Raw genomic sequence first — 14,305 nt, forward strand, 5'->3', positions numbered from 1 at the left:
TCAGGTTTCTCCCTTCCACCTTGCGGGAACACTTCACTTAGCGGCGGCAAGAATAACGGGCGAACGCACGAGGTGCTGTTGTCCCCGCTCAGAGGAAAGTGACCCTTCACAGGGTGGCACGCTAAAGTGTGCGCATCTCTATGTTGTCTTGCGAGCAATTTTGTGCAAATTTTTTAGTCTGTCGGTACAGAACAAATCTAATTCAACTAAAATGTGTGAGCTGGACACTCACTACGCTAACCAACTGCGTGCGGTTCGTGTGGTGTTACTGATTAATTTGCTAATGTTTACCGTAGAAATGGCAGCAGGCTTGTGGGCAGAATCCACTGGGCTGATTGCAGATTCACTGGATATGCTGGCAGATGCGGCAGTCTATGGGCTGACACTCTATGCAATTGGTAAAACAGCGCGAGAAAAAAAGACAGCAGCGTGGGCGGCGGCAATTGCACAGTTTATCTTGGCACTTTGGTTAGCTTACGAGGTAGTGCGCCGATTCTTAGGTGGCAGCGAGCCAATTGGTTGGGCAATGATGGGCGTGAGCGCACTGGCGTTTGCCGCAAACTATGCTTGTCTGCTCCTACTTGATGCACATAAAAAAGGTGAAGCGCATTTAAGAGCCGCTTGGATTTTTACGAAGTATGACCTACTTGCCAACGTGGGAGTGATTGTGTCAGGCGCACTGGTGCTTTGGCTACATACCAACCTACCTGACCTTGTTATCGGCTCAATAATTGCGCTCCTTGTGTTTTATGGAACCATTGAGATTTTTGATGTCGTTAAAGAGAAAAAAGCCTCAATAACCTAAACAGTTGCGTGCAACAATGGCTTGGCTCATTCTCATTATTGCAGGACTCTGTGAGGTCGGCTTTACAACCTGTATGAAACTTTCTAATAACTTCTCAGACTGGCGCTGGACGCTGGGATTTCTGGTCTGCATTACGCTTAGCTTTTTGTTTCTGAGCAAAGCCGCACAAACCTTGCCGCTCGGCACCAGTTACGCTGTCTGGACAGGTGTCGGAGCAGCGGGTACCGCACTGGTGGGCATTCTTCTTTTCAAGGAATCGTCGGATTTTTGGCGGCTCTTTTTCATCTCTACACTAATTGCGTCCATCATCGGGCTAAAGTTCGTTTCCGCAGAATGACGAGAACCTGTCAGCGCATTGGGTCTTTTAGGCAGCTAAGGCAAAAGCGGCATGCGGCAGTGCATTCACTTTTCGCGCTTGGTCTGCTGCTTCTCTGTTCTGCTGCGTCTGCCCAAGTCGTGGATGGCAGCGTGCTGGTCGAACCTGCACTGTATGCGGTCGAGGCAAAAGGGGAGCGCGCTTACACGCTGGTGCTGCACTTCAAAATTCAGAAGGGTTGGCATTTATACTGGAAAAATGCAGGTGATGCAGGTTTTGCACCCAGAGTAAAGTGGCAACTGCCTGATGGCTCTAAGATAGGAGACTTGCAATTTCCAACTCCGCACAAAATTGTAGAATCAGGTCTTGTGGCGTTTGGCTACACAGATGAGTTGGTGTTGCTATCGGAGTTGGAGTTGCCTGCAACACTGCCAACAGACCTCACTATTTCGGCAGAGCTGGACTGGCTGGTTTGCAAGGAGTCGTGTGTGCCGGGCAGCGCCCGTGTAGCACTGAATCTCAAAGCGCTCCGTCCGCAAGACCGTGAAGTCGCACGGAGACTGCTTCAAAAGGTAAGTGAAGCCTTGCCTAAGCCGCTGGCGCTTAGTGGTCTCGAGTGCTCCAAAGTTACCTTCGATGGCAAGGCGATTACGCTTTCGTTCAGCGGCAAGAGCGTTGCTCCAATTCGTGACTTTTTCCCTGAACCACACGACCAGCTTCTCTTCCGATACAGTGAGTTTAAGGTAGAACAACAGCAGGTTGTAATGCCTGTAACGACACAAGGGCAACTGCCTGCAAATACGCTCATCAAGGGGGTTTTGCTGATTGGCGAGAAAGGCTATGAAGTAAGCGTTCCACTGCTTGCCAGTGCAGAAATTCCTGCTTCAACGGCAGCGTCCAGTCGCTTGCTCGAGCAAGAGTTTGTTGGTGTCAAGGCGCAAACAGCGGAGCTGCCATTAGGCTTAGCGCTGCTGTTTGCCCTGCTGGGCGGACTGATTCTGAATGTAATGCCCTGCGTGTTGCCTGTGCTCTCGCTTAAAGTGATGGGATTGATACAGAGCGCACATCAGAGCAAATCTGAGAGTGCAAAGCACGGATTGGTGTTCACATTAGGTGTGCTGGTATCCTTTTGGATACTGGCGCTGCTGGTAGTGCTCTTGCAGCAAGCTGGTGAGCAAGTCGGCTGGGGGTTTCAGTTTCAATCGCCGATGTTTGTCTTGGTGATGATTCTGGTAATGTTTGTCTTTGGCTTAAATCTTGCAGGCGTATTTGAATTCTCAACTCCCAGCGTGTCAAGTGAGCTGAGTCAAACTTTAATGCGCAGCGACCTTAGTAGCACGTTTGCAAATGGCATTTTAGCAACGACCTTAGCCACGCCGTGCACGGCACCATTTCTCGGTAGCGCCTTAGGCTTTGCATTTTCGCAGCCTGCGGCTGTGATTTTCTTAGTTTTCACCGCAGTAGGACTAGGGCTGGCTTTACCATACCTTATTCTTGCAATTAAGCCCCAGTGGCTGAAGTTTATTCCAAAGCCAGGTGCTTGGATGTATCGCTTCAAGCAAGCAATGAGCTTTCCTTTGTTTGCTACGGCAATTTGGTTGCTCTCAGTACTGGGTGAGCAGCTCGGATTGGAAGGCGTGATCGCTACGCTGATATTGCTTTTGGCGGTCGGAGTCGGGTGCTGGCTCATTGGTCAGTTTATTGACCTACAAGCCTCATGGTGGCGTAAGGCAACTATCTGGACGTTGGTTGTAACAATAGTTGGCATAACATACTTTATCACCTTTGAGCGCAACTTAAACTGGCGTGCAGCTAAAGTCTTGTCGCAGGTAGAAACACCCGCAAACAGCAAAATTCTCTGGCAGCCTTTCTCAATTGCTGCGATTGAATCAGCGGTGCAGTCTGGCAAGACCGTGTTTGTGGACTTTACAGCAGAGTGGTGCTTTACATGCAAGGTCACCGAAAAGACTGTGCTGGAAACAGATGCAGTGGAGCGCAAGATGGCAGAGTTAGGCATTGTGCCGATACGAGCCGATTGGACAAATCGCAACGACGAAATTACGCGACTTCTGAAAAAGTTTGGTCGCTCAGGTGTGCCGCTCTATGTGGTCTTTCCATCAGGGCGGCTAAATGAACCGATTGTGCTGCCTGAGGTGCTGACCCCTGAACTGCTCATTGAAGCACTGGAAAAGGCTGCTCGTAAGCAAGCAGTTGCAGGGTAAAGCGACACACCTGCCTACGGAGCAACCAACATTGCAGCGCCAAACACTCCTGCACTGTCGCCTAAAAGTGGTTTCAAGATCTGGGTATCTAGTCGGTGGTTGAACACATACTTTTTAAGCTCTGCGACGCCCTCTGTGTAAAGAAGAGCGATATTGCCAACACCGCCCCCAAGCACGATAGCGTCAGGGTCTAAGATGTTAACCACCGTTGCAAGGGCACGACCAAAGTAGTGGCAGAGTCGCCGCATAGTGGCGGTAGCGCTGGCATCTATGCCCTGTTCGAAGCGCTGGACAATTTCGGGTAACTTTCGCACAGTGCCGCTTTGTTGGGCATAAAATTTCTCTAAGGCGGGACCTGAAATGAAACTCTCGACGCAACCGCGAATACCGCTGTAGCAAGGCTCGGCTGTGTCGTCAAGACTGTTGTGTCCCCACTCGCCTGCAATTCCTTGCGCACCGTTCCACACTTTGCCGTTGATAACGATGCCGCCGCCGACCCCTGTGCCCATAATAACCCCGAAGACTACAGCCGCTCCCTTCGCAGCGCCTAAGGTGGCTTCTGCCAAAGCGAAGCAATTCGCATCGTTAGCAATCACAACTTCTACGCCAAGCTTATCCGACAAGTCTTTCGGCAGATTCTTTCCGTTGAGGGCAGTGGTATTGCAATTTTTCATTGCAGAAAGGTAGGGGTCAAATGTGCCGGGCGTGCCGATTCCGATACGTTGAGGCCGTTCACCAGAGGCTTGCGCCAGTTGCTCAACAAGGTGAGCGACTTGGTTTAGGATATGTGTGTAGCCTTTCTCTGCTTCGGTTGGAATGCGAAGGCGGCAAAGCGGCTCAGGGCTAACGGCATCTGGCAGCACCACGCCCTCAATTTTAGTGCCGCCTAAGTCAATGCCCCAGATAGCTGACATATGGTGTTAGGTCGTTTTGACAAATTCGTAAAATTGCTAAAATGATTGGTTGCGAGGACAATCAACACACGGTCGTGGCAAACTATTTGCAGTGCCTTCCCTTTCGTAGCAAAGTTGGAAAAAAGTTTCAAAACCGTTTTCTTGCAAAAGCCTACCTAAAGTTAAACTGGTGAAAGGAGAGAAGTATGCAGAAGGCCATTCTCGAGGAGCAAATCGGAGGAATTGCGCTTCAGCTGCCTGCTTTGCCACCCAACATTAAGGAAGTATTTGTCAAAATTATGCCCTACCTCGGCATCGTCTGGCTGGTTCTTGGTATACTCGGACTTGTTGGGTTACTCGCAATCGGTGTGTTAGCGATTCTCACGCTTGCGTTGGGCCCGCTGGCATTCTTGAGTTTTGTAACACTTCTTGCAACTGTGATTATGACTGGGTTGGCTTTGCCGGGGCTTTTCAATCGCCGCCGTGAAGGCTGGGTATGGCTATACTACGCTGAGTTAGTAGGTCTACTGAGCAATGTGCTATCGTTCAGTCTCTTCGGCATTATTGTCGGGCTACTCTGGCTCTATCTGCTGTTTCAGATACGGGAAAGCTATGCTTAGCTGGTGTAAAAGCATGTGCTAAACCTCCTTCATGCATGCATCCAACAGGGAAGCCCTGCTTTCGCTGATGGCGGAGCAGGGCTTGAATCCACGCTGCGAGAAGATGTTTTCTTCAGCGAGCAAAGAAAGGCTTGTCGTAGAGTTCCAGTCGCTTTTCAGGCGTGTAGCGAAAGTCGAGAATATCGCCTTCGGGACGCACTTCAATAAGAGCACCAGAAGGACAAGCATCTGCATCAAAGCATAGCTGGCAGGAAATGCATGCCTTCTGGTCAATATAGTAACGGAATCCACCTTCCTGCACATCACCGTAGAGCTTGACGCCGATGGCGTTCACTTTCGGTGGACATTGGTCTAAGCAGAACCCGCAAGCGATGCAGAGATTTTCAATGATGTCGTATTTGTTCTTTACCCGCTTTTTGACCTTTGCTTCTGCCATTGGATAGCCTCCATTTCGAGAGTTTGAATTTTGAGAAGTTTGTTAAGTGGAATAATAAAACTCTTTTTTTCGTTCCCAAACTTTCTCAGGATAAAAAAGGGGACTTGGACGCGCCGTCCAGTCCCCCACCAAGTCTTCGCCCTAAGGAAAGAACCTACGCAATCAGTTTCAGCAGGAAGTCCACCACTTGCGCCAGCATATCGCTACCTGCACGGGCGGCGTCGCTAACAGGTGGCGGTGCAGGTTGATTCGTAGCGTAGAAGCCATTGGCAACATAGAGCCAGACCAGCATAAATGTGCCGCTGAAATAGAGAATCGTACCTGCAAACTTCGAGTCCGAAAGGTTCAGCACTGGGAAGCGGAACTTGACGTCGCGTCCAAGGAGAGCTTTGCCCAGCCAGCGAATCGTGCGGGTTTGAATGTCCGCACCTTCCAGACGAGAGCCTCTATCCTTGAACCAGACGGCAAAGCTGATGAACCAGACAAGGTGTCCAAGCAGCAAGACGACGGTCAAGTGCGAGCTTGCCCAGATTGCTTGGGTTTCCGTCCACATATAGTAGAAGACACCGCCTGTGTAGTGATGGTTGAGCTTGGCAATTGCATCCCACGCATTGCAGTCCGCTACAGCCATACCGTAGTTCATTGACGCCAGCCAGCCACCGTCAATATACCATTCAATGACGGAGAGCGGTTTCACAGACCAGAGAATCGCAAACCACATCTGGTCTTGAATTGAGACGCCGCATGTGCCGCCATAGACAGGGCCGATGCACGGGAACGAGAAGGAGTTCTTCTTCAGACCCAGGTCATCCCAGAGCGCCGAAGTATGTGAGAAGAACGCAATGCGTGAAGTCGCCACTGATGCAAAGAGCCAGCCTGCTACAATCGCATGCCAAGCGCACCAGTCATTGATACTGGGGTCAGTGAACATCCACGCAAACATCGGTGTGGGCTTCAGCCAGTAGAAGCTCATTGTGATGTTTGCGCCCATCATATTGAGTTCGCACAGCGAGTTCCAGCAAATTACGGCATAAACCGAAATCATCGTTGTGAAGCACAGCACCATAATCGTGCCGACAAACTTCACTTGGAATTCCTTGTTGCGTCCCAGCGCAATCCACTTCGACTTCAACTGATTGTAAAGGCCAGACATTTGAATCTTCAACAGATATTGCCCGCCATGAAAGACGCCTGAGAACACATAGAGGAATCCACAGATGATATGGTTAAATGCCACAAGGTTGATGACCACCTGCGCCATACCAAACACCTTGCCATCTTTGGGCAGAATGGCATAAGGCGGATATTCAGGATACTCCACCTTGCTCAGGTCAGTGTTGCCAAATTCATCAAAGCCCACGCGGTTAAAGGGTTCGCCATAGATGTAGTAGACCAAATCATTGAGCTGCGTGTAGAAGAACTGTGGTCTATCCGTGAAGGCAGCAAAGGCAAACCAGCCAAGGGCGATATTGACGTAGCCCATTGAGGTAAGGTGCACCGAGAAGATAGCGCGAAGGTCGTCGTTGAGATGTTCGGCGACGCGCGGTGGATTGGCTTTCCAGTAGAAGCCCAGTGCTAGCCAGACCGCTGCCCAGATAAAGGACATAAAGGCTTCGGAGTTGATTTTCTGGAAGTTAGGCTCAGGGGTGATGCCTAAAACAAACCACATCACAAAGCCCCACGCCAGAAAGAGGAAGCCTTGATAAATCGTGTGCGGTCCAAGTGCTTCGGCGTAGTTTTTGGCACTGGGGCCGCCGATACCACCGGGGATAATGCTACCGAACATTCGGAAATCACGGAAGTTGCCCGGCACACTGGCTTGCTTATAGTTCCAAAAGAAAAGGAACGCCAGTGGGTTTGAAAGGTTGCTCGTCCAGTGTCGCCAACCACCGAAGATAAGGAAGGCACCCACGACAAAGTGAATACCAGCCCACCAGAGCAGCTTGCGTGCAGCTTCCATTTGCGCAGCCGGTTCTGTGCTGTAGGTATCAATACCAAGCGACACCAAGCGAGGCTTGATGGTCAGGTAGAACCAGTTGTCATAGAACCCGGGTGCACCGTTCGGGAAAATCTGAATGCCTGAAATGTAATAGATACCCATCACGATGCCCAAGCAGCCCAGCAACGCAAGATGACCGCCGAAGACTTGTTCGTCGGTGAGCTTGTCAACATCGAAGGCTTGATACCACTTAGTCGTGCGGGTTTCCGTGCGTTTTAGGAGGAAGCGCTTCATCTCGGCCACATCTGCCTCCATCACGGCGGGTTTGGCAGGTGCAGCTGCAGGCTTGGCTTCACCGGCCTTCGGTGCTGCTTTTGCTGCAGCGGCTTGCGCAGCAGCAGGTTTCTTGGCAGCAGCTTGAAGTTTCCCGGCTTGAGTAGGCACAGGTTTCTTTTCGCCGCCACCGCCTTCTGGTGTTCCGCCAGTCGGTTTCTCTTGGTCAGCCATAGTTTTCTCCTTTCAAAAAAGTTTGAAACAAGTGAAGAAATGTTCGCCGTGCCTAACCGTTCATTTTCAGCGGCGAACGAACGCTTCAAGTTTGAACCGTGCTTTGCCCGCGTTACTGCAAAGCACGCTGGGTACTGCTTCAAACTTTTCAAAGAACAATGCACAACTCATGCGTTACTGCAAGTTACGACTACTGCGGATACTGCTTCTCACCGATGCCTCAGCAAGCGTGAGCCTTACTATTGCATCAGGTGAGAAAGAACAGCGTTTGTTTCGGTTGCGGTTGAGGCGAAAAGTCAAAGAACACGGTGAAAACTCCTAATTTTTCAAGGATTGGTTACGCGAGGTGCCCGTGCCTCGGTAAAGAATTTCGAAATTCTCTCTGAGGTATTGCTCCAGCTCAGTGCAAGTTTTGGCGCGGAAATCGGCTTCAAAAGGCTGCGATTTGCGCTCGCCGGTAAACTGTCCGCCTAAGATGAAGCGAACCCCACGCTTTTTGAGGAACTTTCTAAACAATTCAAAGCGCCGATAGGTCGCTGGTCGCACGCGAGCCGTTGTAACCGACATATAGACAATTGCTGGGTGCACCTCATCGACCACTCGCTCTAAATCTTTGAATGGCACAGCGGCACCAACATAGCTAACCTCCATTCCCATACTTTGGCACACCAGCGATACACCGAGTAGACCAACTTCGTGATACTCGGACTCTGGGCAAGTGCATACCAGTGCGACAGGCTTTGCCAGCGGCATCATAGCAGGCATAGCATCATCAGTCTTCCTGCCGTTCTGCGAGACGGCATTCATCGTCAGCCCAACATTGATGCCAAGGCCTTCGCGTGGCGACTTTTCTGGGTGCAGCAACCCTTTTTCGTAGCGTGTTTTGACTGCTAAAACGGCTTCAATGACGATGTTGGTGATAATGTGCTCCTCACCGATACCTAATTTTTTCTGCGCCCAAAGTTCGCCAACTCGGTACATTGCTGGGGCTATCATCTTGTCAAAGAGCGTAGCAAAGGAAATGCCGTGTTCTACAGCTTTGCTGAGGAGCGCTTCCACTTCATTTTTGCGGAAACCTAAGAGCAGTTCAGTGAGCTTGTGCGCCAGCGCATTCACATCGCCGCGCACCAGAAGTATTTCGCTGTTGAGGTCGATATAGTCCGCATAACTTTTCTCCAGATTCAAGCGCTCCAGTCGGTCGGGCGGAATTTCAATGTTGTTTTTGCTAATGAATTCCAGCACATCCTCGAGTTTGAACTTGCGATGTCCACCGACGGTTTTGTGGTGCTTAATCAGCCCCATATTAGACCAGCGCTTGACGGTGGTCTCACCGACTGCGCATAGCTCCGAAAGCTCTTTGGTTGAGAAAAACTGCGTCGTCATACTTCGGCGCTCCTCGTTTCGGTTACTTCAAGCGCGGCACAGCTGCCGTGCTGGTGCTCCTGCTGCGATGCTAACTTACAAAAAGCCCTCCCACTCTGCAACTTTTAACCGTGCCGAAAAACGGCTTCACAGGGCACTTTTTACAGCGCACAAGTCTTATGCTGCCCAACGATTAGGCGTAAAAACGACCGTTTCGGCTCTCAAACGACCGATATGGCAACTCTATCCCTCTCTTTGCTGAAAAGCATAGTGAGAGCAGAAAGAATTGAGCAGCTATCAACCTTGTCAGCAAGGGGCTACTTTCCGATGCAAAATTTGGCGAAGATGTGGTTGAGGATGTCGTCCGTGGTGACTTTGCCAGTAATCGCACCGATGTGGTCTAAGGCATCGCGTAAATCAAAGGCAATGAGTTCAGTGGAGGCGTGGTGTTGCAACTGCAGTTCAGCTTGCTCCAAACTTTGCAGCGCATTGCAAATAGCTTCATAATGACGCAGGTTGGTCAGCAGGATGCTACCGTCCGAGAGGGTGGCTGTGCCAAGAGCAAGGGCGCGCATTTTTTGGCGAAGCGCACTAATGCCATCTTTTGTCAGTGCAGAAATCTTTACTGTGTCAATGCTATTGAGGTGAAGCTCGGCAGCAAGACCTTTGTCCGTCTTGTTGAGCACAAGCAAGAATCTGGCATCAGGATTTTTGGCTCTAAGCGTCTCTATTTCCCTGATTTCATCGGGGTCGGCAGGTTGCGAGGCATCTATGACATAGAGAATCAAATCGGCTTCTTCAATTTTTTCGTAGCTGCGTCGAATACCTTCCATCTCAATTTGGTCTCGTGTCGAGCGCAGGCCAGCCGTATCAATCAGCCTGAAGAGCACACCATCAATAACGAAACTTTCTTCGATGTAGTCGCGTGTGGTGCCAGCGACATCGCTCACAATTGCGCGCTCTTTACCTAACAGTGCGTTGAGCAAGGTGGATTTACCTGCATTAGGCTTGCCGACAATCACTGTCCGAACGCCTTCTTGCACGAGTTTGCCGAGCTTAAATGAATGCGCTAGCTCAATCAAGTGGGCTTTCAGTTCCAACATTTTGGCTTGCAAGGCTTCACGGCTTTGAAACTCTACGTCTTCTTCGGCGAAGTCAAGTTCAAGCTCAAGCATTGCGCAAGCCTGAAGCAAGTCTTCGCGCAAGGCAGAAAGTTTTTTGGAAAGGTCACCTTTAAGATGCGAGAGCGCTGAGCGGTAGGCAGCAACCGTCTTAGCATGAATGAGTTCACCGATGGCTTCTGCTTGCACAAGGTCAATGCGTCCGTTGAGAAAGGCACGACGAGTAAATTCGCCGGCTTCTGCCAAACGGCAGCCTGCGTTGAGCAGCGTTTCCAGCACCGTTTGCGTTACAATCACACCGCCGTGGCAGTTGAACTCTACGGTATCTTCCATCGTGTAACTGCGAGGCGACTTATAGACAATCGCCATTACTTCATCAACGATGTCGCCTTGCGCATCAATGATGTGTCCATAGTGGGCAGTATGGGACGGTGCGCGGACAAAAGAAAAATTTTTGCTCTTTGCTTTGCGAAAGACCTTATCGGCAATTTGCAGAACACCCTCGCCGCTCATTCGCACAATCGCAATAGCACTTTCACCGACTGCCGTGGCAATTGCAGCAATTGGCTCTTGTTGAACAATGCTCATCTTAATGCATTGGTTCATCGTTCTGACATAAGCCCGAAAGATAATGAAAAGAGCCGCTTTGCTTAGCGGCTCTCTGGTGTCGACTGGTGCTCAGTTACTTCAGAAGTATCATCTTCTTTGTTTCCACAAAACGACCTGCCTGCAAGCGATAAAGGTAGATGCCGCTAGCGAGGTTTTGTGCATTGAATGTAACACGGTAGCGCCCAGCAGTCTGACGCTGGCTAATGAGCGTAGCGACTTCACGACCGAGCATATCATAGACTTTGAGCACAACATCACTCACAGCGGGCAGTTCATAGACGATCACCGTGCTTGGATTGAATGGATTGGGATAGTTCTGCCAGAGCGCAAAGTCTCTGGGCACGCCAGCGGAGATGTCGCGCTCTACACTGAGCACACCGAAGGTAGCAGTAGTGTCTGCAATCAATGTGCCAGAGGTGGCAACCAGTCGGAAGTTGCCAGCAGCGGTAATGCGAAGGCTGTCAAAAGTAGCTCTGCCTTGCACAGCAGCGCGCGTGGTATTGCCTGTAAGAGTGCCTGTGCCAATAAGCGAGACAGTAATGTTGCCTGTGAAGGTTGTATCACGCGTGGTATCGGCGCGCACAGCATCGACGAAAAAGGTAGGTATCACAATGTTCTGGCGTGCGGAAGTAGGTGCATTGACAAAGCGTAGGCGAGTTGCAGGGGGCGGAGCAATGTTGATAACGGGAGAGCTGGCAGTGGGCAAGCCTTGTGCCGATGCGGTGAGCGTAACAGGGCCGGCTACATCAACGCGCACGCTGTCAAAGGTAGCTTCTCCATTCACTGCAGCCTTGCTAAGCACGCCAGAGAGCGTTTGCAGGTCAACTTCTTCAGGTAACGCTGCGCTACTCTGCCGACCGATGGTAATCACAGCTCTGAAACTGGTATCTACGGTGTTGTCAGGACGACGTGCTTGCACGCGGAATGCAGGCAAGAACTGCCCAACCCGGCCACTGGTAGGCACATTCACAAACGCCAGTTGTGATGCACGTGCCAAAATAGTGATGTTGCTACTTGTGGCACTAGTCAGCCCTGTTGCTGAGGCTGATAGCGTGTAAGTGCCCGCTTGACTGAGCGTAATATCATTGAATGTAGCTGTGCCATTCACTGCAGCGCGTGTGAGTGTGCCGCCAATCGTACCTGGCCCTGTGGCACGAGAAAGCGTGATATTGCCAGTAAAGTCCGTTGCCACGGTGTTATCCGCACGGCGTGCTTGCACCACAATCGGTGGTAAAACGACCCCAGCTGTGCCAGCTGTCGGCACACTGGTAAAAGCAAGTTGCGTGGCTGGTGGAGCTGCAGGGGTTACGCTGGCCCAAGTTTGCCCAACTCGAATTTCATCAATCTCAATGTTGCCGGTGTTACTACCTTGACGAATGCAAATGCTAGCAGCTTGCGCAATAGCATCTGTGCTAGCATTGTTTGTTACTGCCCCTGCTGGCTCGCTGCCACCAAAGTTTGTCGTTGGATTGATCCAGAGACTGGCAACGCCAGAAGCAAAATCATACTTGATCACCACAAAATGCGTCTGACCCACGGGGAAGTTTGCCGTGTTAAAGGTTGGGTTGGTTGAACCAGCGGCGCCCCTGTTTGCCACACCAATCTGCACTGTATTGCCTGATGTGCCTTTGCGAATATGAAGGCGTGCAAAGAATACCGTGACACCCGTGCTACCACTAGTCGTTGCAAGGTGTAATGGATAGTCGCCAATTGGACTCGTGTTGTCGGCTAGGCCCAACGTATCCAAGAACTTAATGAGTGCCGAATAATACAAAACTCCAGATGCAACAGCTGGAAAGGCACGATTAACATCTTCAGTGTTATTGCGTGTCGTGCGCACGCGGTTGCCCTGCGGTGGGGCTAGCTGTGGATACGAGAGACTGTTACCGACATCACTCGGTGTGGTGAGGAACTGTATCTGCCCAGCCGTTCCACTGTGCGTTGCCCAGTTTGGTGCAGCGTTCAGCGCCCCTGTGCCGTTGAACGGCTCATAGAACGGCGAGAAGCCTGCTTGTACTGTGAAAGGCGCACTGGTGCCTGCCGCAAGGTTATCGCCCGAGGTGCGCGTGGCGGTGAGGGTAACATTCGTCGCCGCTGGACTAAGCGTAACGCCCGAAATAATCACGCTGTTCTGACCTGCGGGAATCGTGCCAGTGGTCGTGCCACCGATTGTGCTACCTGTGGCAGAGAGCTGAACACCTGTTGCTTGAGTTACATTCGCTGGCTGATTGGCTGCGTCCTGTGCTTGCACGGTTACGCTAAATGGCTGTCCTGCTGTGGGCGAAGCAGGAGTAATGCTTGTAATTGCTAGCTTCGTCGGTGTCGGAGCCGTGATGTTAATGTTCCCGCTTGTGGCGGCAGTCAGCGAGCCACTGGTAGCGGTCAGTGTGTAAGTGCCTGCTTGGTCAAACTTGATATCGTCAAAGGTTGCAACCCCTGCTACGGCAGCTTTGGTAAGTGTGCCAGAAAGATTTCCTGGACCGCTGGCTTTGGCAAGCGTGATGTTACCTGCAAAACTGGTTACTAATGCATTATTCGCATCTCTGGCTTCCACCGTGAAAGCAGGCAGGTTTGTGTTGACTATTCCGTTAGCAGGCACATTCACAAACGCTAATTGTGTGGCAGGACCTGCCGCCGTAGCGCTGGCTGTAATTGTTAAATCGTCAACCGCTAAACCGTGATCGTTTCCAGGGGAATTAAAGTCCACCCAGCGCAGCATAATTTCTTGTCCCGCTGGAATGCTCACGGTAAGTGTCTTTGTGCGTGTAACACGATTTGCAGCCAAATTACCATTTAGTGCTGATGCAGTAGCCGCATTTACTGGACCCACAAACGAAAGGTCAGTATCAGCTGTCCAAGTTCCACTTGTAAGGCTGGTGACGGTAGCACCAATCTGGTAAGAGAAGTGCAATGAATCGTTGTCAGTTCTGCCGCCGTTTCTCCACTGCTCGCCCGTGTAGGAAATCTGCAGTGAAGTGATGGTTTGCGCGGTGTTGTTTTTCAGGCGAATACCGAAAATAATTGTGCCTGTGGTGCCTGAAGCCAAGCTACCCAGTGCTCTGTCGGTCTGCGTGCCCGTGCCGAAACTGTAAAGTGCGCCAGTGTTCGAGCTGCCATCATCAGCACGATACTGATTGGAAAAAGTGCCTGTGCCACCAACCCAAGTAGCATACCAACCCGTAAGTGTAGAGTTGTCTGTCCAAGTGTTGGTCGTGCCAGAGGTGGCTAACGTATTGAAGTCCTGAGTGATAGTAGCTGGCAGCGAGTTGATATTCACTTGTGAGTATGCAGCAGTAGAGAGTATGAGAAGCCAAAAAAGAAGTATCGCTTTTCTCATTGATGGCGTGTGGCGTTTAGTTGCAGAGTAGTGTGCGTTCAGACTGCTTGCACGGAAAAGGTATAAAAAGTCGCAAACTTCCGTAGCAAGATAGAGGTTCAGCATTTTTGGCGCAACGAATGAGGCAAGATTTAACGG

Annotated in this window: 9 protein-coding genes and 1 pseudogene; 4 read left to right on the plus strand and 6 right to left on the minus strand. The window is 50.9% G+C overall.

Annotated features, from left to right (window positions below; all coding sequences use genetic code 11):
- The first annotated feature begins 211 nt into the window (after window positions 1–211).
- The 3 genes from NZM05_04670 to NZM05_04680 are packed head-to-tail and all read left to right on the plus strand — an operon-like array spanning window position 212 to window position 3,343.
- Window positions 212–805 (plus strand): cation transporter, encoded by a 594-nt coding sequence (locus NZM05_04670; GenBank protein ID MCS7012911.1) that lies wholly within the window; start codon window positions 212–214, stop codon window positions 803–805.
- A gap of 16 nt (window positions 806–821) precedes the next feature.
- A complete protein-coding gene (locus tag NZM05_04675; protein ID MCS7012912.1) occupies window positions 822–1,142 on the plus strand; it encodes a multidrug efflux SMR transporter in 321 nt (106 codons plus the stop codon).
- Window positions 1,139–3,343 carry a protein-disulfide reductase DsbD family protein gene (locus tag NZM05_04680; GenBank protein ID MCS7012913.1) on the plus strand — a complete coding sequence of 735 codons (2,205 nt, stop codon included), beginning with the start codon at window positions 1,139–1,141 and terminating at the stop codon, window positions 3,341–3,343. The genes NZM05_04675 and NZM05_04680 overlap by 4 nt, the downstream gene beginning before the upstream one ends.
- 14 nt (window positions 3,344–3,357) lie before the next feature.
- Here the strand turns inward: NZM05_04680 and NZM05_04685 are convergent, their stop codons facing one another.
- Window positions 3,358–4,257, minus strand: a complete 900-nt coding sequence (locus NZM05_04685; GenBank protein MCS7012914.1) for an ROK family protein — start codon at window positions 4,255–4,257, stop codon at window positions 3,358–3,360.
- A gap of 185 nt (window positions 4,258–4,442) precedes the next feature.
- Here NZM05_04685 and NZM05_04690 point away from each other — a divergent pair, with 185 nt between their 5' ends.
- Window positions 4,443–4,856 (plus strand): hypothetical protein, encoded by a 414-nt coding sequence (locus NZM05_04690; protein MCS7012915.1) that lies wholly within the window; start codon window positions 4,443–4,445, stop codon window positions 4,854–4,856.
- A 112-nt stretch (window positions 4,857–4,968) separates the two neighbouring features.
- On the opposite strand, the pseudogene NZM05_04695 reads toward NZM05_04690, so the two are convergent.
- The 5 genes and pseudogenes from NZM05_04695 to NZM05_04715 all read right to left on the minus strand — a co-directional run bounded on the left by NZM05_04695 (window position 4,969) and on the right by NZM05_04715 (window position 14,167).
- A pseudogene (locus NZM05_04695) lies at window positions 4,969–5,253 on the minus strand (4Fe-4S dicluster domain-containing protein).
- Window positions 5,254–5,446: 193 nt separating this feature from the next.
- Window positions 5,447–7,738 (minus strand): photosystem I reaction center subunit IX, encoded by a 2,292-nt coding sequence (locus tag NZM05_04700; protein ID MCS7012916.1) that lies wholly within the window; start codon window positions 7,736–7,738, stop codon window positions 5,447–5,449.
- A 318-nt stretch (window positions 7,739–8,056) separates the two neighbouring features.
- Window positions 8,057–9,121 carry a cobalamin B12-binding domain-containing protein gene (locus NZM05_04705; protein ID MCS7012917.1) on the minus strand — a complete coding sequence of 355 codons (1,065 nt, stop codon included), beginning with the start codon at window positions 9,119–9,121 and terminating at the stop codon, window positions 8,057–8,059.
- A 296-nt stretch (window positions 9,122–9,417) separates the two neighbouring features.
- Window positions 9,418–10,827: a tRNA uridine-5-carboxymethylaminomethyl(34) synthesis GTPase MnmE gene (mnmE, locus tag NZM05_04710; GenBank protein MCS7012918.1), complete on the minus strand. Its 1,410-nt coding sequence runs from the start codon at window positions 10,825–10,827 to the stop codon at window positions 9,418–9,420.
- Between the two features lie 76 nt (window positions 10,828–10,903).
- Window positions 10,904–14,167 carry a T9SS type A sorting domain-containing protein gene (locus tag NZM05_04715; GenBank protein ID MCS7012919.1) on the minus strand — a complete coding sequence of 1,088 codons (3,264 nt, stop codon included), beginning with the start codon at window positions 14,165–14,167 and terminating at the stop codon, window positions 10,904–10,906.
- Window positions 14,168–14,305 lie beyond the last annotated feature (138 nt).

The organism is Chloroherpetonaceae bacterium (assembly GCA_025056565.1).
Taxonomy (GTDB): Bacteria; Bacteroidota; Chlorobiia; order Chlorobiales; family Thermochlorobacteraceae; genus Thermochlorobacter.